Source organism: Pseudarthrobacter chlorophenolicus A6 (genome assembly GCF_000022025.1).
GTDB classification, from domain to species: domain Bacteria; phylum Actinomycetota; class Actinomycetes; order Actinomycetales; family Micrococcaceae; genus Arthrobacter; species Arthrobacter chlorophenolicus.
Genome location: NC_011886.1, coordinates 484094 through 504602, shown reverse-complemented (window position 1 = coordinate 504602; position 20509 = coordinate 484094). Strand labels below are relative to the sequence as shown.

Genomic DNA, 20509 nt, shown 5'->3' with positions numbered 1-20509 from the left:
CTACCTACCCAAGGATGGGTTGCACCGGACCCGGCACCTTATGCCGCGGTCTCGCCTGCCCGTGAACGCAGCTTGTGCACTATGGCGTCCACGAGGGCACCCGGATCCAGGGCGATATCGCCGAGGATGTGCGCCTCGTCCGATTCCAGGGCTTCAAGGGTGGCCAGCTGGGACTCGAGCAGGGTGCGGGGCATGAACTCATGGGCCCGGGCGTCCATCCGGGCAGCGATGGTTTCCGGGCTGCCGGAGAGATGCACGAAAACGACGTCCGGTGCGGCAGCGCGCAGAAGGTCACGGTAGCTGCGCTTGAGCGCGGAACAGGCGACGATGGGCGCAACCGGTGTGCCGCCGTCGTAATTTCCCGCGGCCCCGGCGCCGGACCCCACCGGATTTTTCCCTGCCGGACCAGGCCCGACAGGGTCCTGCCCTGCCAGCAAATGGCCGATCCGGGCGAGCCAGGGCTCCCTGTCGCTATCGGTGAGCGGGATGCCCGCGGCCATTTTTTCCTTGTTGGCAGCGGGGTGGAAATCGTCGCCGTCCAGGAAGGGAACGCCGAGGCGGCCCGCCAGCAGCGCACCCACGGTTGACTTGCCGCACCCGGAAACGCCCATCACCACCAGCGGCGGTACCTGCGTGGTCACTGCCCGCCCGCCTCCTGCGCGGACCCGCCGCCGCTGAAGCTGAGCAGGACCTTGCCGGAGTTGGTGGAGTCCTTGGCCACCTCGAACGCGTGCAAGGCATCGGACAGCGGGAACTCGTGGGTGATGACGGGGTCGATGTGCAGGCTCCCGTCGGCGAGTGCGGCGATAACCTCGTCGATTTCGTCGTTGAAGCGGAAGGAGCCCTTCAGATCCAGCTCCCGGGTGATGGCCAGCGAGATGGGAAGCGGCTGCATACCGGTGGGCAGCAGCCCCACCATCACCACGGTGCCGCCGCGGACGGCGCCGCGGATAGCCGAGGCGAGACCGTGGTGGTTGCCGGATGATTCGATCACCACGTCCGCCTCGACGGCCTCGATGGCTGCCGTGTCCGCGGCGTTGATGACGTGGTCTGCCCCGGCGGCGGCGGCGATCTCCAGCGGCTTGGCGTGCAGGTCCACCGCGGTGATGTGAGCGGCGCCGGCCCGCTTGAGGACCGCGACGGCCAGCGCGCCGATGGGCCCGGAGCCGATCACCAGGGCGGTCTTGCCGCGGACATCGCCGGCCCGGGACACCGCGTGCCAGGCAACCGAAGCGGGTTCGATCAGCGCAGCCGTGCGCAGGTCGATACCCTCCGGCAGGGGCCGCAGCATCCGCACCGGAAGGTTGACGAAGCGGCTGAACGCGCCGTCCGTGTGCGGGTGGCGGGCGGCACTGCCCAGGTAGGTACAGCCGGGCGACAGATTGGGCCGGTCGGCAGGGTACTTCGCCGCACCGGGTCCGGGCGTGGCCGGGTGGACGGCGACGGCGATACCCGCCTGCGGTCCTTCACCGTTGGCTGCGGCGCGGACCACCACGCCGGAAATCTCGTGGCCCAGGACCAGCGGGTCCTTCAGGATGGACTCCCCCGCGGCGCCGTGCAGCCAGTAGTGCAGGTCCGAGCCGCAGATGCCGCCGTACAGCACCTCCACCACGGCCTGGTCTTCGGCCGGTTCGGCCAGCGGCACGTCATCGATGCGCAGGTCCCCCGCGGCGTGGGCCACCAGGGCCGGGCCGGAGGCCGGCAGCTCCTCGGTCGCAGTGTCCTGGAAAGTGTTCCCTGGCATCAGACCACCACCGTCATTCCACCGTCGATAAAGATTGTTTGGCCGTTCACGAAGTCGGATCCGCTGGAGGCAAGCCAGACCACCGGGCCGGCGAGGTCCTGGGGCGTGCCCCAGCGGTGGGCCGGGGTCCGGCCGAGGATCCAGGAGTTGAACTGCTCGTCGTCCACCAGGTTCTGCGTCATCTCGGTGTGGATGTACCCGGGGGCAATGCCGTTGATCTGCAGTCCGGAGGCGGCCCACTCGGCCGTCATGGCGCGGGTCAGGTTCCGCAGCCCGCCCTTTGCCGCCACGTACGGGGCGATGGTGGGGCGGGCCAGGTCCGTCTGCACCGAGCAGATGTTGACGATCTTGCCCCGGCCGCGGGGAATCATGTGCCGCGCCGCTTCCCGGCCCACCAGGAATGCGCTGGTGAGGTCCGTGGAGATTACCCGTTCCCAGTCGGCCACGTCCAGGTCCAGCATGGGGACGCGGTGCTGGATTCCGGCGTTGTTGACCAGGATGTCCAGCGGGCCGACGTTCTCCTCAATCCAGGCGATGCTTTGGGCCGCGGCGTCGCCGTCGGTGACATCGAAGGCGACGCTGGTGATGCGTCCGGGCGGGAAGTCGGCGGCGAGCGCCGTTTCGGCTTCCTTGAGCCGCTCGGCGTTGACGCCGTTGAGCACTACTGTGGCGCCGGCGTAGGCCAGTGCGCGGGCGAGGGATGAGCCGATGCCGCGGCTGGAGCCGGTGACCAGGGCAACCCGGCCGGTCAGGTCGAACAGCGCGCTCATGCAGACGCCCCCTGCGGGGAAGAGACCTGCTGGGAAGAGGCCTGCTGGAACGGGCCCTGCTGGACCAGGTTCGCCGGGGTTTCGCCTGCGGCGAGTGCTTCGAGCTGGCGCTTCAGGAGCTTGAGGATCCTGGGCTCGAACGCGGACGCGTTACCGCCCACGTGCGGGGTGATCAGGGCGTTGTCCGTGGACCAGAGCGGGTGGCCCTTCGGCAGCGGCTCGGGGTCCACTACGTCCAGGGCGCACTGCAGCCGGCCGGAAACAACCTCGGCCGTGAGCGCGTCGGTGTCGATGACGGGGCCGCGGCCCACGTTGACCACCAGGGCGCCGTCGGGCAGGGCGGCAAGGACCTGCTCGTTGACCAGGTGGTGGGTGTTGTCATTCAGGGGCAGGACGGAGACCAGGATGTCGTGGTCCCGGGCGAGGGTTTCCAGCTGGGCCGAGGAATGGACCTGGCCGTGCTCGTCGGTACGCTCCGTGCTGCCGACGCGGGTCACCGTCACCTCGAACGGCTCAAGCCGGCGGGCCAGTTCCTGCCCGATGCCGCCGATGCCCAGCAGCAGGACGCGGCGGTCCGCCAGGGACTGGCGGCGCTGCGGTGCCCAGTTTTCGGTTGCCTGGTCGCGGACGGCCTGGTCGATGCCGCGCAGCTTGGCGAGGATGAGGCCCACCGCCAGCTCGGCGGTGGCGGCGGCGTGCACGCCTGAGGCGTTTGCCACTGCGGCGCCCGGCCCGGCTGCCTCGCGGACGCCGTCGAACCCTGTGGACTGCGTCTGCACGAACTTCAGGTCCTGCACCTTGTCCAGGTTCCCCAGGACCGCCCCGGCGTTGATGTACGGAAGGATGACGCCGTCAATGCTGCCGTGGGCCGCGTCGGGTTCGCCCTGCATGTCCCACACCACGCCCCGGAGTCCTTCGGGGAGCGGGGAGAGGTCAGCCAGGAGCTGGGGTTCGGGGAAACTGACGGTTCGTATCAACTGCATCGGTGCGGCCTATCGGGTTGGCGGTCTGGATATGGGCTGCCCGGGTCCCGGGCAGTGCGGAGTGGCTGTTCGTCAGTCCTCGCGGCGGTCAAAGGTGAGGCCGCCGGGCACCTGGAACGTGGGCATGAGTTCAAGCATGCCAACATTTACGTGCCGCGGTGTTTCGATGGCGTAATCAAGGGCGTTGACGATGTCGTCCGTAGTCAGCGACTCGTAGCCCTCGTAGTACGTCTTCCAGGCTTCTTCCATGGCCTCGGGTGAGCCGCCCATGTTGCGTCCGAAGATCTCGGTTTCCACCCGGCCCGGGCAGATTTCGGTGACCCGGATGCGCTTGCCAACGGTGTCGTTGCGGAGCTGGCGGGAGATCTGGTGCACGGCGGCCTTGGTGGCGTGGTAGACCGTGTGGCCGTAGAAGTTGTACGTGCCGGCGATCGAGCTGATGTTGACGATGTGGCCCAGGTCGCGCTCCACCATGCCGGGCAGGACCAGCCGGGTCAGCTGCAGCAGGCCGCGGAGGTTGACGTCCACCAGTTCATCGATGTCCTGCTCGGACGAGTCCAGGATGTTACCCGGGCGGGAAACCCCGGCGCAGTTGACCAGGACGTCCACGTTCAGGTCGCGGACGACGGCGGCGAGCGCGGCGGTGTCGGTCAGGTCCACCACGTGCGGGACTGCTCCCGTCCGGTCCGCCAGGTCAGCGAGGCGTTCTTTGTTGCGGGCCACGGCGTGGACGGTGAGGCCGCGCTTGGTGAGGCGTTCGGTGATGGCGGCGCCCATGCCGGTGGAGGCTCCGGTGACGAGGGCGGTGGTGTAGTCAGAAAAAGACATGTGGTTCTCCAGGTGTGGGGAATGGGAGTGCTCCTGCGCCCGGCAGCTGGGCCGGACGCAGGAGCCTGTGGGTCAGGGGTGCCTAAGCATCCCGCAGTGGTTCGTGGGCGCGGTCCTTGACGGTGCTGACCGCCGCGAGGGTACCCAGCGCCGTGATGACGGCGTAGAAGGCAGGCATGTAGATGTTGTTGGTTTCCGCAATCAGCCAGGTCATCAGGAGCGGAGCGGTGCCGCCGAAGAGGGCCGAGGAGATGTTGTAGCCCACGCCGTAGGCGGAGTAGCGGACCCGGGTGGGGAACAGTTCCACGAGCAGGATGTGAATGACTGCAGTGTGGCCGGCGAAGACGACGGCCATGATGCAGGCGCCCAGGATGGCCAGGCCCATCTGGCCGGTGGCGATCAGGGCGTAGGACGGGATGCCCAGGACGGCCATGGCGATAGCCGAACCGGCGATGACCTTCTTGCGGCCCAGGCGGTCGGACAGGGCGCCCATGAACGGGATGGCGATGCAGATGACCACCAGGCTGCAGGCGGTGACCAGCAGGGCCTCACCGATGGTGAAGTTCAGCTGCTTGCCCTTGAGGAACGTGGGCATGTAGGAGAACAGGACGTAGTAGCCGGAGCCGTTCATCAGCGGGATGAACAGTGCCAGGAGCATGGCACGGCGGTGGACCGGGCTGGCCAGGGCTTCCTTGAGCGGGTTCTTGGAAAGGCCGCCCTCTTCCTTCAGCTTCTCGAAGTTGGGGGTGTCGCTGATGGCCTTGCGGATGTACCAGCCGATGATGCCCATGGGGATGGCCACCAGGAACGGAATGCGCCATGCGAAGGAACCGAAGCCGCCGCCGTCGATCGCTGCCTGGGTGAGCCACGGGGACATGGAGAAGGCGACCAAGGTGCCGGTCAGCAGTGCTGCGAAGGAGGCGATCTGGGCGTAGGAGGTGATGACGCCGCGCTTGCCTTCGGGGGCGTGCTCGGCGAGGAAGGTCATGGCGCCGGCAGCTTCGCCGCCCACGGAAAAGCCCTGGACCAGGCGCAGGAGGACCAGCAGGATGGGCGCGGCGATTCCGATGGCCGCGTAGGGCGGCAGCAGGCCGATGCCGGCGGTGGCCACACTGATCAGCATGATGACGAAGACCAGCAGTTTCTGCCTGCCGATCCGGTCACCCAGGTAGCCGCAGACGACTGCGCCGAGGGGCCGGACGAAGAAGGACACCGCGTAGCCCGCGAAGACGAACAGCAGGGCGTTGTCCGGGTTGCCCGGTGCCAGGAACACCAGGGCCAGGGTACCGGCCATGAACGCGAAAATGCCGTTGTCGTACAGCTCCACGAAGATGCCCACGCAGCCGGCGGTGACAACCTTGCGTGTCTGCTTCGCAGTCAGACGGTCATTCTGCGGTGTAACCGCATTCGTTGATGTTGACATCTTGTTTTCCTTAGTGGGTTTGGGAAAAGCATTCACGGGATTCAGCTTCCTGACGCTGGGCTGAGTTCGTGCCAGCGCTCGCCGGCTCCGATGCCGAGGAGTCCGAAGACCGTGTGGATGGTGCTGCGCAGCCTGTCCAGTTCCAGGCAGGCTGCCCTGTGGGTGGCCGTTGCATCAGCAACGGTTGTCTTTCGAAAGGTGATGGTGTGTCCGGGCCTGGCCTGTGACAGGACGTCCAGGGAGCGGCTCGTGACCACTGCCAGGACCGGATAGCCTGCCGTCACGCCGCGTCCCCGGTGCAGGACCAGCAGTTCCTCCCGGGAGGGGACCTCGATGGCCCCCACCGGGACGCCGCGGGACAGCACTTCGGAGGTGAGCTGGCGTTCGGGCAGTGCGCCGCCGAGCCGGAGTCCGATGTGGTTGCTCCTGGGGCTGACGGTGTACTGCGATGTGAAAAGCAGGTCTGCGGTGTTGCCGAATTCCGCCACGTCCGGGCCGTCTGTGACGTCGATGACCGGGTGGGTGGTGAAGTCGGGTTTGGCCAGGCCCAGCCGGAACAGGGGCAGTCCGTAATGCGGCTGGGTGATGGGGGCCGTGGTCTTTTGCGTGGCGAGTTCTGTTCCCTCCACGAGCTTGAGGCCGAAGCCCACCACCGTGTCCGGGGCGCAGCTGCCCAGGAGGGTGGGTGCCGGGAATGATCCGCGGACGGCGATGTAGGCCCGGAGCCCGGTACGGATTCCGCGGACTGCCACTGTTTCGCCGGCCCGGACCGAGACCGGTTCCCACTGGGAACAGTCGCGGCCGCCGACGGTGAGGTCCAGCGGTGCACCGGTGACGGCGATCAGCAGGTCCGTGGTGGCGCGCATCCGGAAGTCGAGTGCGGTGAGTTCCAGCAGAGGTTCGTTATCCGGGTTGCCCGCCAGGATGTTGGCGGCCTTGGCCGAGAACTGGTCCAAGGCGCCGTTGACCGGGAGGCCAAAGGCGGGGCCCTTGGTGCGGCCGAGGTCGGTGACCACGGAGTGTCCGGGCTGAAGGATGACGAGGGAGCCGGTCATGGCCGCGCCTCCAGGAACTTGCCGGCGAGGTCTTCGAAGTCCTTTTCCGGGATGGCGTAAAAGCGCAGTTCGTCGCCCGGAACGTAGGGCACCAGAGGTTCGCGGGTGGCATCCAGGACGGTCAGCGGCGTCTGGCCGATGACGCACCAGCCGCCGGGGGCCGTGGCCGGGGCGATCACTGCCTGGCGTCCGGCCACGGAGACCGCCCCGGCGGGGACGGAGAGCCGCGGGTCCTTCAGCCTGGGGACGGGAAACGGGAAGTCCGGGCCGTCCATCATGGGAGAGCCTGCGGGTGCTCCCAGGCAGCGGATGACGTAGGTCTTTTCGGTGTGCCGGGCGATGACGTCTGCGGCGTCCAGGCCCTGCTGCTCAGCGACGCGGTCCAGGTCCGGTCCGTAGCTGCCGCCGTACACCACCGGCACGTCGAAGCGGCGCGGCTCGCGGACGGTGGCGCCGGTGAAGTCCAGCTGGCGCATGGCGAGGAGCACGAATGCCCGGACCTGCCGCGCGGAGGTGAGGTAGGGGTCGAATTCCACCAGCACGGAGTCGTAGGTGGGCACCGCGCCGTGGACGCCATCGACGCCGGCCGTTGCCAGCCAGCCTGCCAGGGAGTGGACGGTGGCCCAGTCGGCTTCGGGGTTGCCGGAGGTTGCCACCACCCGGAGGGCGGCGTCACCCGACTCGTGGATTTCCAGTGCCGCGGGGGCGGCGGTGGTTGGGGCGGGCATGGTCAGGAAACCTTCTGCTTCGCGGCGAGCACCTGCGCCAGCGGGGCCACGGTGACGCCGGCGGCGATCAGTTCGCTGCGGATCAGGCGGGCGAGTTCGACGGCGCCGGGGTTGTCCCCGTGCAGCAGGATGGTGTCCGCCTGAATGGCAAGGTCCGTACCCGAGGCCGTGGTGATCAGGCCTTCGCAGACCATCCGGACGGTCCGTTCGACGATGGCTGAGGGGTCGTGGATGACGGCGCCGGGCTGGCTGCGGGGAACCAGGGTGCCGTCCTCCTGGTAGGCGCGGTCGGCGATGCCCACGATGGCAACCTGCAGGCCACGGTCAGCTGCGGCGGTGGCCAGCTCGCCGTCCTGGGCGAGCACTATCAGGTTGGGATCCACGCGGACTGCGGCGTCCGCCACGGCCTGCGCGTAGTCGGCGCGGGTGGCTACGAGGTTGCCGAGGCGGCCGTGCGGTGCCAGGTGGGAGACGGATCCGCCGTGGTAGGCGGCAAAGGCCGTGAGGGCGCCGAGCTGGTAGACGACGTCGTTGCGGACCTCGTCCGCGGTGAGGTCCATGGCCCGGCGGCCGAAGCCGCGGAGGTCCGGGAAGCTCGGGTGGGCACCGATGCCCACTCCCTTGCGGACGCATTCAGCGACGGTGGCGTCCATGATGTCCGGATCGCCGGCGTGGAAACCGCAGGCGATGTTGGCGCTGGAAACGATATCCAGGAGGGCCTTGTCGTCACCGATCGAGTAGGCACCAAAACCTTCACCAAGATCCGCTACGAGATCAACTGTGGGCATTGCGGGCCTTCCTCTGCTGCATGTTCGGGGATGTAAAAAAGTGTGGCACCGGAGACTTGACTCACACAAAGACGTAATCGGTGTCACGGGATAGGGGACGGTTATGACCCCCATTTGCGGCACGTTGGCCGACACCTGGAAATGTACTTATGGCTTGTTTCGGAAATGTAAAAACAATGCGGCCAAATGACACTTCTGCGGTTTATGCAAATTGCATATGCCGTCATCGGAAGCCGCTATGACCGGAGCGGGGATAGAATGTTCTGGTCATTGGGAAGTCATCTGCAATTAACCTATGCCTGAGGCCGGGATCACACAAAGACGTAATGCCTGTCCCGCCATAGCGCCAACGTATGACCCCCCGCAGTACTGTGCCGTCCCCGCCGGAAAGAGGAACGCTATGGACACCCGCAAGCTGGCGTACTTCGTGAAGATCGTCGACTCCGGCAGCATTACCAAGGCCGCCGCCGCCCTCCATGTCGCCCAGCCGGCCCTGAGCCAGCAGGTGTCCTCCCTGGAAACGGAGCTGAAGCAGAGGCTCCTGATCCGGAGCAAGCAGGGCGTGGAGCCCACCGCTGCGGGCCACACCCTCTACCGCCACTCGCAGACCATCCTGAGGCTGGTGGAGCAGGCACGGCTGGATGTTGCAGCGTCAGGCGCTGCGCCGTCGGGGCGGGTCTCCATCGCCATCGCCCCCTACAGCATGGCGTCCAGCCTGACGCCGCGGATCATCAGCGAAGTGAACCGGCGCTACCCGGACATCGTGCTGCACCTGACGGAGATCTACGGCGGCGTGCTGAGCGAGGCCATCAAGAACGGCCGGCTGGACATGGCCCTGATTTACGAGCCCGGGCCCATCCGGGGCGTGCAGTTCACCACGCTGATCGTTGAGGACCTCTACCTGATCGTCAACGCCGGCCGTGAGCTTCCGGTGGGGCCGGACGCGGGCACCATCACCCTGGAAGAGGCCTCCACACTGGGGCTTTTCCTCCCTGAGCAGATCCACACCCTTCGCCAGGTGGTGCAGGCGGGCATCGAGGGCAAGGGGCTTAAACTGCACCTGGTGGGCGAGGTGGAATCCGTCCCTTCCCTCACGCGGCTGCTGCGCAGCGACCTGGGCGCCACGATCCTGCCGAAGTCCGCGGCGGACGCCCTGTTCCACGAGGAAGACTTCCGGGTCCTCCGGATTGTGGATCCGGCGCTGCAGTGCAAGATCGCCCTGTGCACCCCGGACCATGAGCCGCTGTCCGAGGCAGGCTCGGCCGTGCTGCTGGTCCTGAAGGAAATGCTCCAGGAAATGCTGCGCAGCAAATACCAGCCGCTCTCTGATGGAGCCCGGGAAACTCCTTAAACGCATCATAAGGCGGCCTTATCAGGTCACGCTCCATTGGTCTTATCCACGGAATTACGGAAGTCCTAGGATAAAAGCCATAAAGGGTTCGCCAACGGCGTTTTCCCGGCACAAATAATTCCTTTGGAGCCCAGCAATGAAAAAGATCACCACCCTGCAGTACCGGAAATCCTCGGACAGAAGGATCCAACTCAAGGCGAGCACCGGTTCGCATTGCCCCACGAACGGATTCTGGCGGCCCGAGGACGGACCGGCGTCGGACCCCGTCTTTGTCTTTGAAGGAAGCATGATGCCGCCGGGCAAGCGCGGTTCCACCATGTGGTACCTGGACGATTCCCAGGCAGGTCCGCCGTCGCACCTCCTGCCCGGCATGAACTGACACCCGCCACATCATCGGTTGAAATACAGTCCGGCACGGGGAAGGCCCGGAGTTCCGAAAGGAACCCCGGGCCCCGTCATTTAAGAATCGATTGCTGAGTAACTGCCGTTATGAGAGGGGCGGATTCATACGGTCGTTGCAACGAAACCGTTGAAGGGGTGTTGCGATGCCGGCGGGGTACGTTTTTGGGGATGCGGTCAGGGACGGGTTCTTTGCGCTTTTGCGGCAGGGGGCCTCGATCAGTGAGACGTGCCGCGTGTCGGGCCTGTGGTCCTCTACGGTGCGGCATTGGGTCCGGAGGATGGGCCCTGTGGAGATGTCGAGAGGCAAACGTGAAGGACCGGTAGGGGCGCCGTTTCCGGACGGCGCCCCTGGCTCGGGCAGGTTGAGCCTGTCGGAACGGGCGGTGATCATGGTCCGCCCGCGCGATGGCTGGTCCTACGCGGCGATCGGCAGGGAACTGGGCCGGGACCGATCGGTGATCTGGCGCGAGGCCAGGCGGAACTGCTGCGAGGACGGCACATACCAGTCCGACGTCGCGCAGTTGAAGGCCGGGCAGAATGCCCGCCGGCCCAAGGAGCATAAACTCGCCCATAAGCCGCTGGCCCGGTTCGTGGAGTCCGCCATGGACGAGGGCTGGTCCCCGCAGCTGTGCTCGCTGGTGCTGGCCCGTGCTTTCCCGGACGATGAGAGGATGCAGATCAGCCACGAGACGATCTACCAGGCCATTTACGTCCAGGGCCGCGGACATGTCCGCCAGGACCTGTACCGGCAGTTGAGCACCGGCCGGGCCAAACGGGTCAGCGATGGACGCGGCCGGGGCCGGAACAACAGCCCGTTCAAGGACGCGCTGAAAATCCCCGAACGCCCGGCCGAAGCCGCGGACCGGGCCGTACCCGGACACTGGGAATGCGACTTGATCCTTGGCTCGGTCGCCAGCAACTCAGCGATCGGAACCTGTGTTGAACGCTCGACCCGGTACACCATGCTGCTGCACCTGCCCAACGGCCACAGCGCAGACGAGGTCGCCAGAGCCATGATCACCGCGTTTGCGGAACTGCCGGCGGACCTGCGCAAGACCCTGACCTACGACCGCGGCATCGAGATGGCCCGCTACGCCCAAATCCAGATAGCGATCGATGCGGACGTCTATTTCTGCGACCCCCACTCGCCCTGGCAACGAGGCACCAACGAGAACACCAACAGACTCCTGCGGCACTGGTTCGCAAAAAGCACGGACCTGTCCGTCCACACGGCAAAGGACCTCAAACGGGTTCAGGACAGCCTCAACAACCGGCCACGCCCCACCCTCGGCCTCGCAACCCCCAAGCAGAAATTCAACGAACTCCTCCTCGCCGCAGCAGCCTAACCGTTGCAACCACCACTTGACTTTCCAAGGTCAAAACGGCAATTACCCAGCAATCGATGAGGTGGCGGGAGCTACAGAGCCGGCTCCAGCTCGGCGTCCTCCACCAGCAGGCCCTTGGCCTTCAGGACATCCGTCAGCTTGCACAGCTCGATGGTGGTGCCGCCGGCCTTGTAGAGGCGGATGAGTTCGTCTTCGGCGTCCACGCGTGCCTGGGACAGCTTGATGACTTCCTCGATCTCGTCCTTGCGGACCACCACCACGCCGTCGGCGTCGCCCAGCAGGACGTCCCCGGGGTAGACGATTTCATCGCCGAACACCAGGGGGTGGTTGATGGGGCCGATGGTTTCCTTGACAGTCCCCTTGATGCAGACGCTGCCGGAGAATACGGGTAGCCCGAGCTCGATCAGGTCCTTGGTGTCGCGGACGCCGGAATCGGTGACCATGGCGGCCACGCCCTTGGCCTTCATGGCGTTGCCCAGCACATCGCCGAACGTTCCGGCTTCCTCGAACTCACCGGCGGCGACCAGGACAACGTCACCCTTCTGGGCGTAGTGGATGGCCACCTGCAGCATGAGGTTGTCCCGCGGCGCGCACACTACGGTGACGGCCGGGCCACAAAAGGACATGCTGCGGTCGATCGGCTTGATCTTGGAGCTCAGCGCACCTTTGCGCCCCTGGGCTTCGTGGACTGTGGCGGAGGAGAACTTGGAGAGGCGTTCGATGGCGTCCTCGGAGGGCTTGTCGAACTTGGTCTTGACGTGGATCACGGGATGGCTCCTGGAGAGGCTGGAAAGGGAGGTGTTTCAGGGGGCGGATGCGGAACCCGGGCTCAGGAGAGCGCCAGGACCGATTTTTCGATGGCAGCGATGGATTCCTCGATCACGGGCAATCCCGTGGCGTAGGAGATCCGGAAGTACGGGCCCACGCCGTAGGCCGATCCCTGGATGACGGCCACGGAGGCGGCGTCGAGCAGATAGAGGGTGAAGTCCTCGTCATTGGCAATCAGCTGTCCGCCCGGCGTCGTCTTGCCAATGACCCCGCCGCAGTTGACGTACGCGTAGAAGGCGCCGTCCGGCGTCGCGCAGTGCAGGCCTTCGATGGCGTTGAGCCCGGCGACTGCCGCGTCCCGGCGTTCGCGGTACACGGCCACGCTTTCGCGGACGAAGGACTGGTCGCCGGTGAGTGCCGCGGCGGCGGCCGCCTGGCTGACGGACGACGGGCAGGAGGACATCTGGGACTGGAGCTTGTTAATGGCTGCCACCAGGGTCGCCGGACCGCCGGCGTAGCCCAGCCGCCAGCCGGTCATCGCGTACGCCTTGGAGACGCCGTTGGTGACCAGCACGCGGTCCTTGAGTTCCGGCGCCACGGCAACAAGGCTGGTGATGGGTTCGGCGCCGAAGTGGATCTCATCGTAGATCTCGTCGGTGAGGACGTGGACGGAGGGGTGCTCCCTGAGGACCGCAGCCAGGCCGGCAAGTTCGTCACGGGAGTAGACAGCCCCTGTGGGGTTGGACGGCGTGTTGAGGATGACCCACTTGGTGCGGTCAGTGAGGGCGGCTGCCAGCACCTCCGGAGTGAGCTTGAAGCCCGTCTCCTCCGAACAGGGGACGATCACGGGCGTGCCCTCGTTGGCCAGCACCATGTCCGGGTAGGACACCCAGTAGGGGGCGGGAATGACTACTTCATCGCCGGCGTCGAGGGTGGCCATGAACGCGGTGAAGATGACCTGCTTGCCGCCGCCTCCGATGGTGATTTCGGCGGGCGTGTACGGCTGCCCGGTCTTACGCTCGAGCGTCTGCAGGATGGCCCGCTGGAGCTCGGGTGTTCCCGTGACGGAGGTGTACTTGGTTTCGCCGCGGCCAATGGCGGCGATGGCGGCGTCCTTGATGTGCTGGGGGGTGTCGAAATCCGGTTCGCCCACCGTCAGGTCCAGGATCCGCCGGCCCTCGGCCTTGAGCTCCCGGACGCGGGCCGCTGCGGCCACACTGGGTGAGGATTTGATTCGGGTGACGCGTGACGCTGGCACGAATTCAGGCATGGTCTCTTCCAAGGGGGTCCGGGGCGGATGAGGGTGGTTCATTCGAGCGTAGGGAACGAAGGTCCCCCTTGGATAAGACCTAAAGTGCGTGGACGGATAAGCGGCCCTTATGACACTCCACCCAGAAGAATCCGCTATAGCACCACGCCAAATAGGTATTCCCCGCCAGCCAGCGGGTCCGCGTAGCGTGGCAGGCTGGACATCCTTCCCGCGCTCCGTGCCATAACGGACGACGCCGGCGGCCGGCTTTCCGCCGTCCGTCCGGGATGGTCCGCCGCCAACTTTCGTCCCAGGAGCCTTTTGGCAGCAAGGAGCCGGCCGTGCCCGCCCACCACGCCTTCCATCCAACTGCCGCTGCCGCGGCCACGCACTCCGGCGGCTCCCCCAGGGGTGCCTACCGGTACCGGGGTTCAGCCCGGCCCGACCCTGCCGCCGCCCGGGTTGGCGAGATCCGGGACCTGCTGGAGCAGCAGCGGCAGATGATTTCCCTCCGGTCCAGCCGGCTGCGGGCCCTTTTCTCCGAGCTCAACGAACGCGTGGCGCAGGCCGTCTGCGACGGCGTGAAGGTCACCACCATCGCACAGGCCGCCGGCGTGCCGGTCACCACGATCCGCGGCATCGGCCTGGGCAGGGACGGGCTGTACCCCTCGGGCCTGCCCGCCGAGGAGCAGCTGCGCAGCATATCCAGACTCGCGGACGAGGTGACCGCCGTTGAAGCGGCGCGTGCCGCCGTCGAACGCCACCGTGTCCAGGTGCTGGCGGCAGCGCGGAAGCAGCGCCTGCTGGACGATTACCAGCTCGCCTCCGCCAGCGGCCTGAAGCACGACGAAATACGCAAGATGACCCGGGGCGTGAACACCGGCCCGGAGGCCTGACCGGACGCATCCGGCAGGTTCTTCGGACCCTGTTGAGCGCTCCGAAACGGTGCTGGAATTGCCGGGCGTGAGGGGAATAATATGGCCCCGGCCCGGCGTTGTTGCCGTGTTCGGAAGTATCTGTCCAGAAGAATCGGTCGGGAAGAATCCCGTCGGAAGAACCTGTGCAGGCGATTCCGGATTTCAACAGCCAGAGAGGAGAACGTATTAATGGCAGTTGACTACGACGCTCCACGGGTGACGCCGGAAGACGAGCCGAACGTTGCCATCGAGGAGCTGAAGGCCGAAAAGCCCGGACGCCGGGAAGCTGCTCCCGATGTGGACGAGACGGACCTTGCGGACAGCTTCGAGCTCCCCGGGGCTGACCTGTCCCACGAGGAACTGCAGGTCCAGGTTGTCCCGGTGCAGGCGGATGAATTCACCTGCATGTCCTGTTTCCTGGTCCACCACCGCAGCCAGCTGGCACGGGAAAAGGACGGGAAGAAGTACTGCAGGGAATGCGAGTCCTGAGTGGTCCTGCGGAGGCGGCGGATGGCCGCTTCCGCCCGGCCCCGTTGGGCCGCTACTAACGGAAAGCCCTTTCCAAAGCTCGTTGCCACTGGTTGAATGAAGCACGCGACCCTTCTCCAACCACACAGAACGGCTTTCACAGTGCGCATCAATGACAACGGGGCATGGTGCTGGTTTCAAGACGAACGCGCCCTCATCGATCCGGCCAACAACACTCTGCTGGTGGGTTCCGTCGCCGCACCGGAGGGGCTTGGCGGTGCTGAACGGGGCGGCAACATCGAGGTGGCAGTCCTTGACTTAGCCACGGGGCAAAGCCAGGTCCACGTGCTGCATGAACGGCTGGAATCCGACGACCACAACGCCCCGGCGCTGCTGATCCGGCCGGATGGCAGGTACGTGGCCATGTACGCCAGGCACAAGACGGACAACTACTCCCGCTGGCGCGTCTCCGTCCGGCCGCATGACGCCTCCGAGTGGGAGCCCGAGCAGGTCTTCGACTGGACCGAGCTGGCCGGCGGCCGCGGCGCCACCTATTCCAACCTGCACTGGCTGGAGGCCGAATCCCGCGTCTACAACTTTGTCCGCGCCATCAATGACGATCCCACCATGCTGGTGTCCGGGGACGACGGGACCACCTGGAGCTACGGCGGCAAGCTCTTCACCCGCCCCAAAGTGGGCTACGTCAACGGCTACACCCGTTACTGGGGCAATGGTGTGGACCGGATCGACCTGATCACCACGGACCACCACCCCCGCGACTTCAACAACAGCATCTACCACGGCTTCATCCGCGGCGATGCGCTGCACGATGCCGAGGGCCAGGTGGTGAGCAAGCCGCTCCTGGGGTCCACGGGCATCAACCAGGACACCCTCACCACCGTCTTCCGGGCCGGGACCGAGATCGACGGCGACATCCTCACCCACGCCTGGACCGCAGACCTGCGCGGTCAGGGCAACCAGCTGGCGGCCATCATCAGCTGCCGGGCCAACGACGTCAACGGGCCCCTCCAGCGGGAGCAACGGCTCGACGTCGACGACCACCGGCTGCTGTACGCGCGCTTCGACGGAACGGACTGGGCCCTGCATCCGCTGGCTGTGGCCGGCCCGGGCCTGCTCCCCCACGAGCAGGACTACACCGGGCTGGGTGCCGTGGATCCCAACAACCTGGACCAGGTCTACATCTCCGCGCCGGTCCACCCCGGCACCGGTGAGGCCACGGACCATTACGAGATCTACCGGGGACGGACGGCCGACGGCGGTGCCAGCTGGAGCTGGACCGCGGTGACGGAAAACTCCGGCATGGACAACCTCCGCCCCATCGTGGTGCCAGGAGATCCGTCCGTCCACGCCGTCCTCTGGTTCCGCGGCAGCATGAGCTCGTCGCAGGCGTACACGGCAGAAGTTGTGGGGCGCGTCAGCCGCCTGAACGAGTCTGATCGAACCGCCCAAACCCGTTGACCCGTCCGGGGCCCCCGCAAAGAATGGTTGAAACGATATTTCTCACACACCGGGGAGACCCTTGCAGTACCTTCCAGAGGGCCGCCCGGTCCTGACCGTTTCCACCCTGGGCGCCCCCGGCGAAGGGCTCGGCACCGTGCTGGGCTGGCTGGCCGCGAACGGCGTATCAGGCGTTGAACTGCGGCTCGCGCCGGGCGAGATAGCGGCGCCGGCGATGACCCGGCAAGAACGCGCACGGCTCCGCTCCGAAGTTGCGGACGCCGGCGTGGCCATCACCGGACTGGCCAGCTACATCCGGGTGGCGGACCCGGCGCCGGACGAACTCGTAGTGGGCGCCCTGGAGGCCGCACTGTTCCTGGCCGCCGACCTTGGAGCACCCACGGTCCGGGTCTTTCCCGGCGCCCCCACGGAGCCCGCCGACTACCAGGAGGTTCCCCGGACGACGGCGGCCCGGCACGAAGTCGACGCCCTCGCCGCCCGCCGCCTCACCGCCGTCGGCCGCCTCGCCGAAGAGCTGGACGTGTTCCCGGCGCTGGAAACCCACGATTCCCACCCCCGCGGACAAGACATTGCCGCCATCCTGGCCCAAGTGGAGGGAAGGGTGGGTGCCGTGTGGGACCTGATGCACCCCTGGCGGGTGGGCGAAGGCCTTGAGGATACCTGGAACGTCCTGGCGCCGTGGCTCATCAGCGGCCTGGGCAGTGTCCAGGTCAAGGACGCCGGGCTGCCGGCGAGCCGGACCCCGGTGCCGATCGGGGACGGCACCCTCCCGGTGGACGGATTCGCGCGGCTCCTCAGGGACCGCGGCTACACCGGACTGCTGTGCCTGGAATGGGAGAAGGCGTGGCACCCCGATGCGGTCCGGCTGGACACCGCACTGGAGTCCACCAAGGCGTGGTACCTCCGCCACTGGCCGGACCGCCCTCCCGCCGACAATTCCCGGAACCAGCCAGCCCCAGCCCGAGACACCGTTGTGGAGACGCCGTGAACCCCCAGCCAGACCTCAGTTTCGACTACTCCCCCTGGACCTTCCAGGCCAACGCCACCGCCGCACAGCGCGAGGCGCAGCTGGAACGGCAGCAGGCGCTGGCGGGCAAGGACGGCATCACCATCGGCGACGCGGCCTACGTGTCCCCGCTCGCCATGGTGGACCCGGACAGCCTGGCCCTGGGGGACGAATCGCTGATCGCCGCCCACGCGTACCTCACCGGGGACCTGCGGATCGGCAGCAACTGCACGGTGAACGCTTTCACGGTGGTGCGCGGCACCGTCAGCATGGGCGACGGCGTCCGCATCGGCGCGCACACCTCCATCCTGGGGTTCAACCACTCCATGGACCCCTCCCAACCGGTGTTCCGGCAGCCGCTCACCAGCAAGGGCATCGTTTTGGGCGACGACGTCTGGATCGGTTCCAACGCGGTGGTGCTCGACGGCGTCACGGTGGGTTCCCACGCGGTCCTCGCCGCCGGGGCCGTGGTGACCAAGGACGTGCCCGACTGGGCGGTGGTTGGCGGCAACCCCGCACGGTTTATCCGGGACAGGCGCACGCCGCGCAAGGCCGCCAGCGGGCAAGGGGCCGCCGCCAACGGTGAGGGGATCCTGCGGGAACGGCTGGCGTCCTTCGCAGGAACGGCCCGGGCCGATGCACCGGCGATCATCGCCCGCTCATGGCAGCAGGAGGCGTCCGGCACCGGAGGCTTCGGCGAGGGCCGCTACGTGGACCGGCCCGGCGCGGCGGCAACAGTCCGCGCCCACTGCGATGCGGTGGAAATCGCAGATCTCCTGCTCCGCGCGGCTCCCCCGCAGCTCAGCAGGGACGCGCACGTGGACCGGCTCGCGTCGCTGCAGGATCCACGGACCGGGCTGGTGCCCGAGTACGGCCCGGACGGACTGCCGGCCGCCGGTGAACTGGCTTTCGGGAACGGGGCGGCCACGTACCATGTGCTCTCCGTGGGGTACGCCCTCGATCTGCTGGGCAGCGGCTTCAAGCACCCCATCCACGCCGTGGCGGGGACCGGACCAGCCGATCTGGCGGAACGGCTGAACGCGCTGCCGTGGCGGAAGGAAGCTTGGGAGTCCGGCGCCTGGGTGGATGCCTGGGGAACTGCGGAGTACTGGAACCTGGCCCGGACCGCGGAGGGCCCTGGAAGCACCGGCACCCTGGAGGCCCTGTTCGGCTGGCTCCTGACCCGGGTCAACAGCGCCGCGGGAACCTGGGGAACGCCGTCGGCCGATACCCGGCTCAAAGTGGTCAACGGCTACTACCGACTCACCCGCGGCACCTTCGCCCAGTTCGGCCTTCCGGTTCCCCACCCGGAACAACTGATCGATACCGTCCTGGAGCACGGGGCTGATCCCCGGTACTTCGCGGCCGGCCGCCAGAACGCCTGCAACGTGCTGGACGTTGTTCATCCGCTCTGGCTCGCACGGAAACAGGTGACGCACCGGGAGGCTGACATCAAGGCCTGGGCATCAACCCAGCTGGACCACGCCCTGGGCCAGTGGCACCCCGGGCAGGGCATGGCCTTCAGTGCGGCACCGGAAAGCGGCCAGCAGAACCTGCCCGGCCTGCAGGGCACCGAAATGTGGCTCAGCATCATCTGGTACCTGGCGGACCTGCTGGGACACTCGGAGGCGCTGGGCTACCGCCCCCGCGGCGTGCACCGGCCAGAGCCGGCGTTCCTGCTTCCCACGCTGTAGCCGCGCGCCGGAACCGGACTGTTCATTGAATGAAAATCTGGCCTGACGCGCGGCAGACAGTCCGTCATGCTGGTGGGGACTCACTCTCCGGCCGTGCCGGGCGACCCGAAAGAAGGAACCGATGTCCCTCAGCGTGGAGGAAATGAACAAGCAGCTGCCGGTGGCCAATGCGCTGCCGGGCGAGGCCGTCCCGTACTACATGGCCTCCGGCGAGGGCGCCAGGTATGAAATCAACGGCCAGCTGGTCACGGTCATCGCCCGGGCTGCTGACACCGGCGGTATTTTCAGCGCCGCCTACATCTCGGGCGGCATGGGCGCGGAGTCCCCGTTCGTCAGCCACGCCATCGAGCACAAGACCCTCTACGTCTTCGACGGCATCCTGCACGTCTGGCTGCCCGGCGAAAGCCGCATCCTCACTCCCGGCGATTCGGTGGTCATCCCGCCGAACACGCCGCACGCCTACCGCATGGCCAGCCATTACACCCGGTTCCTGAACTGGATGACGCCCGGCGGCGGCGAGGCGTACTACGAGCGGGTGGGCACGCCCATCGATTCGCACGTCCCGCCGGTCCGCCCCGGCCACAAAGCAAGCCTGCAGGAGCAGGCAGAGGTGGGTGCCGAGTTCGGTATCACGTTCCCGGACGTGGAGCGCGTGGCGCCATCGTTCAAGCACGACGCCGGCCTGCCGCCCACGCAGAGCCCGTACTTCCTCAGTACCGGGGAGGGTGAGCGGCTGGTCAGTTACCAGACGATGTTCACCTACCTGTCCCGCCCGGCCAACACCGGCTCCAACTACTTCGCCGTGCACACCAAGGGCGCCAAGTCGCCCTACATCCCGCTGCACTTCCACTCCGAGCACACGGAGAACTTCCTCTGCACCGAGGGCCGGATGTGGCTCTACGCCAACGGCCGCGAGGTACTGCTGACCAAGGGGGACTTCCTGCACGCCCCCGCCGGCACCATCCACTCGTTCGCGTTCGACGCCCACAACACCCAGATGGTGGGCTTCCTGACACCGTCCGTCTTCAACGGCTTCTTCGAGTACTTCAACAAGCCCACCGAGGACTACATGTACACCGAGGGCGGCGAGCCGTACATGGACATGGAAGGCTTCGGCCGCGCCCAGGCGGAGATGGACCTGACCGTCGTCGGGCCCCCGCCGCAGCGCCGCGCAGCCCTGGACATCCCCTAAACGGACATGACGAAGGCCCGGACTTCCGAAAGGAAATCCGGGCCTTCTGCTGTTCAATGACCGTTCATTGCAAGTGCTTCTTCAGCTCACGGCGCCGTACTGCAGCGGTGAACCACAGCCGAAGAGCTGCAGCTGCACCAACCGCCAGGAAAGCGTAGAGCAGGCCTTCCGACGTCGAGGCGGTCCGCGGAACCAGGACAAACCAGGCCACAGCAACGATCACCGCTATAACGCCCAGGTAAACAATTCTTTCGATATCCACAAGCTTCCCCCTTTTGGCCTGTATGTCCTCCCACCGTAACCGGGACAGCAGTCCCA

At 66.8% G+C, this 20509-nt stretch carries 21 protein-coding genes; 9 read left to right on the top strand and 12 right to left on the bottom strand.

The genetic code is table 11. From position 1 onward, the window contains the following. Positions 1 to 38 precede the first annotated feature (38 nt). The 9 genes from ACHL_RS02340 to ACHL_RS02300 all read right to left on the bottom strand — a co-directional run bounded on the left by ACHL_RS02340 (position 39) and on the right by ACHL_RS02300 (position 8319). Positions 39 to 641, bottom strand: a complete 603-nt coding sequence (locus tag ACHL_RS02340) for a gluconokinase (RefSeq protein ID WP_015935699.1) — start codon at positions 639 to 641, stop codon at positions 39 to 41. Then, on the bottom strand, positions 638 to 1744 hold the full coding sequence (locus ACHL_RS02335) for an L-idonate 5-dehydrogenase (RefSeq protein WP_015935698.1): 1107 nt from the start codon (positions 1742 to 1744) through the stop codon (positions 638 to 640). Before ACHL_RS02335 ends, ACHL_RS02340 begins: the two co-directional genes overlap by 4 nt. After that, positions 1744 to 2514, bottom strand: coding sequence for an SDR family oxidoreductase (locus ACHL_RS02330; RefSeq protein ID WP_015935697.1), 771 nt, complete (start codon positions 2512 to 2514; stop codon positions 1744 to 1746). The genes ACHL_RS02335 and ACHL_RS02330 overlap by 1 nt, the downstream gene beginning before the upstream one ends. Beyond that, a complete protein-coding gene (locus ACHL_RS02325) occupies positions 2511 to 3497 on the bottom strand; it encodes a 2-hydroxyacid dehydrogenase (RefSeq protein ID WP_015935696.1) in 987 nt (328 codons plus the stop codon). The genes ACHL_RS02330 and ACHL_RS02325 overlap by 4 nt, the downstream gene beginning before the upstream one ends. 72 nt (positions 3498 to 3569) lie before the next feature. Continuing rightward, positions 3570 to 4325 (bottom strand): SDR family oxidoreductase, encoded by a 756-nt coding sequence (locus ACHL_RS02320; protein ID WP_015935695.1) that lies wholly within the window; start codon positions 4323 to 4325, stop codon positions 3570 to 3572. 82 nt (positions 4326 to 4407) lie between these two features. Next, complete coding sequence (locus ACHL_RS02315; RefSeq protein ID WP_015935694.1) at positions 4408 to 5748, bottom strand: MFS transporter; 1341 nt, start codon at positions 5746 to 5748, stop codon at positions 4408 to 4410. A 41-nt stretch (positions 5749 to 5789) separates the two neighbouring features. Continuing rightward, the gene (locus ACHL_RS02310) at positions 5790 to 6803 is read right to left on the bottom strand and encodes a 5-oxoprolinase subunit C family protein (protein ID WP_015935693.1); all 1014 of its coding nucleotides are present in this window, start codon (positions 6801 to 6803) and stop codon (positions 5790 to 5792) included. Further along, a complete protein-coding gene (locus tag ACHL_RS02305) occupies positions 6800 to 7531 on the bottom strand; it encodes a 5-oxoprolinase subunit B family protein (protein ID WP_015935692.1) in 732 nt (243 codons plus the stop codon). Before ACHL_RS02305 ends, ACHL_RS02310 begins: the two co-directional genes overlap by 4 nt. A 2-nt stretch (positions 7532 to 7533) precedes the next feature. After that, positions 7534 to 8319, bottom strand: coding sequence for a LamB/YcsF family protein (locus ACHL_RS02300; RefSeq protein WP_015935691.1), 786 nt, complete (start codon positions 8317 to 8319; stop codon positions 7534 to 7536). A gap of 400 nt (positions 8320 to 8719) precedes the next feature. Between ACHL_RS02300 and ACHL_RS02295 the strand changes: the two genes are divergently transcribed. The 3 genes from ACHL_RS02295 (at position 8720) to ACHL_RS02285 (ending at position 11418) form a co-directional block, all read left to right on the top strand. Next, positions 8720 to 9670, top strand: a complete 951-nt coding sequence (locus tag ACHL_RS02295) for a LysR substrate-binding domain-containing protein (protein ID WP_015935690.1) — start codon at positions 8720 to 8722, stop codon at positions 9668 to 9670. A gap of 136 nt (positions 9671 to 9806) precedes the next feature. Further along, entirely contained in the window at positions 9807 to 10049 is a 243-nt protein-coding gene (locus ACHL_RS02290; RefSeq protein WP_015935689.1) for a hypothetical protein, read from the top strand. Between the two features lie 166 nt (positions 10050 to 10215). Next, a complete protein-coding gene (locus ACHL_RS02285) occupies positions 10216 to 11418 on the top strand; it encodes an IS30-like element ISAcl1 family transposase (protein ID WP_015935688.1) in 1203 nt (400 codons plus the stop codon). Between the two features lie 71 nt (positions 11419 to 11489). Here ACHL_RS02285 and ACHL_RS02280 read toward each other — a convergent pair whose 3' ends face one another. After that, positions 11490 to 12185, bottom strand: a complete 696-nt coding sequence (locus tag ACHL_RS02280; RefSeq protein ID WP_015935687.1) for a 4-carboxy-4-hydroxy-2-oxoadipate aldolase/oxaloacetate decarboxylase — start codon at positions 12183 to 12185, stop codon at positions 11490 to 11492. A 62-nt stretch (positions 12186 to 12247) separates the two neighbouring features. Continuing rightward, positions 12248 to 13456, bottom strand: coding sequence for an aspartate transaminase (locus ACHL_RS02275; protein ID WP_015935686.1), 1209 nt, complete (start codon positions 13454 to 13456; stop codon positions 12248 to 12250). A gap of 320 nt (positions 13457 to 13776) precedes the next feature. On the opposite strand from ACHL_RS02275, the gene ACHL_RS02265 reads away from it, so the two are divergent. The 6 genes from ACHL_RS02265 to ACHL_RS02240 all read left to right on the top strand — a co-directional run bounded on the left by ACHL_RS02265 (position 13777) and on the right by ACHL_RS02240 (position 20191). Beyond that, entirely contained in the window at positions 13777 to 14331 is a 555-nt protein-coding gene (locus ACHL_RS02265; RefSeq protein ID WP_015935685.1) for a hypothetical protein, read from the top strand. 210 nt (positions 14332 to 14541) lie between these two features. Beyond that, positions 14542 to 14841, top strand: coding sequence for a DUF4193 domain-containing protein (locus ACHL_RS02260; RefSeq protein WP_015935684.1), 300 nt, complete (start codon positions 14542 to 14544; stop codon positions 14839 to 14841). Positions 14842 to 14937: 96 nt separating this feature from the next. Further along, positions 14938 to 16299, top strand: a complete 1362-nt coding sequence (locus tag ACHL_RS02255) for a BNR-4 repeat-containing protein (RefSeq protein WP_015935683.1) — start codon at positions 14938 to 14940, stop codon at positions 16297 to 16299. A 61-nt stretch (positions 16300 to 16360) separates the two neighbouring features. Further along, positions 16361 to 17287, top strand: coding sequence for a sugar phosphate isomerase/epimerase family protein (locus tag ACHL_RS02250; RefSeq protein WP_015935682.1), 927 nt, complete (start codon positions 16361 to 16363; stop codon positions 17285 to 17287). Further along, on the top strand, positions 17284 to 18999 hold the full coding sequence (locus tag ACHL_RS02245) for an acyltransferase (protein WP_015935681.1): 1716 nt from the start codon (positions 17284 to 17286) through the stop codon (positions 18997 to 18999). Before ACHL_RS02250 ends, ACHL_RS02245 begins: the two co-directional genes overlap by 4 nt. A 121-nt stretch (positions 19000 to 19120) precedes the next feature. Beyond that, on the top strand, positions 19121 to 20191 hold the full coding sequence (locus ACHL_RS02240) for a quercetin 2,3-dioxygenase (protein WP_015935680.1): 1071 nt from the start codon (positions 19121 to 19123) through the stop codon (positions 20189 to 20191). Positions 20192 to 20255: 64 nt separating this feature from the next. Here the strand turns inward: ACHL_RS02240 and ACHL_RS24105 are convergent, their stop codons facing one another. Next, complete coding sequence (locus tag ACHL_RS24105; protein ID WP_015935679.1) at positions 20256 to 20453, bottom strand: hypothetical protein; 198 nt, start codon at positions 20451 to 20453, stop codon at positions 20256 to 20258. Between the last annotated feature and the right edge of the window lie 56 nt (positions 20454 to 20509).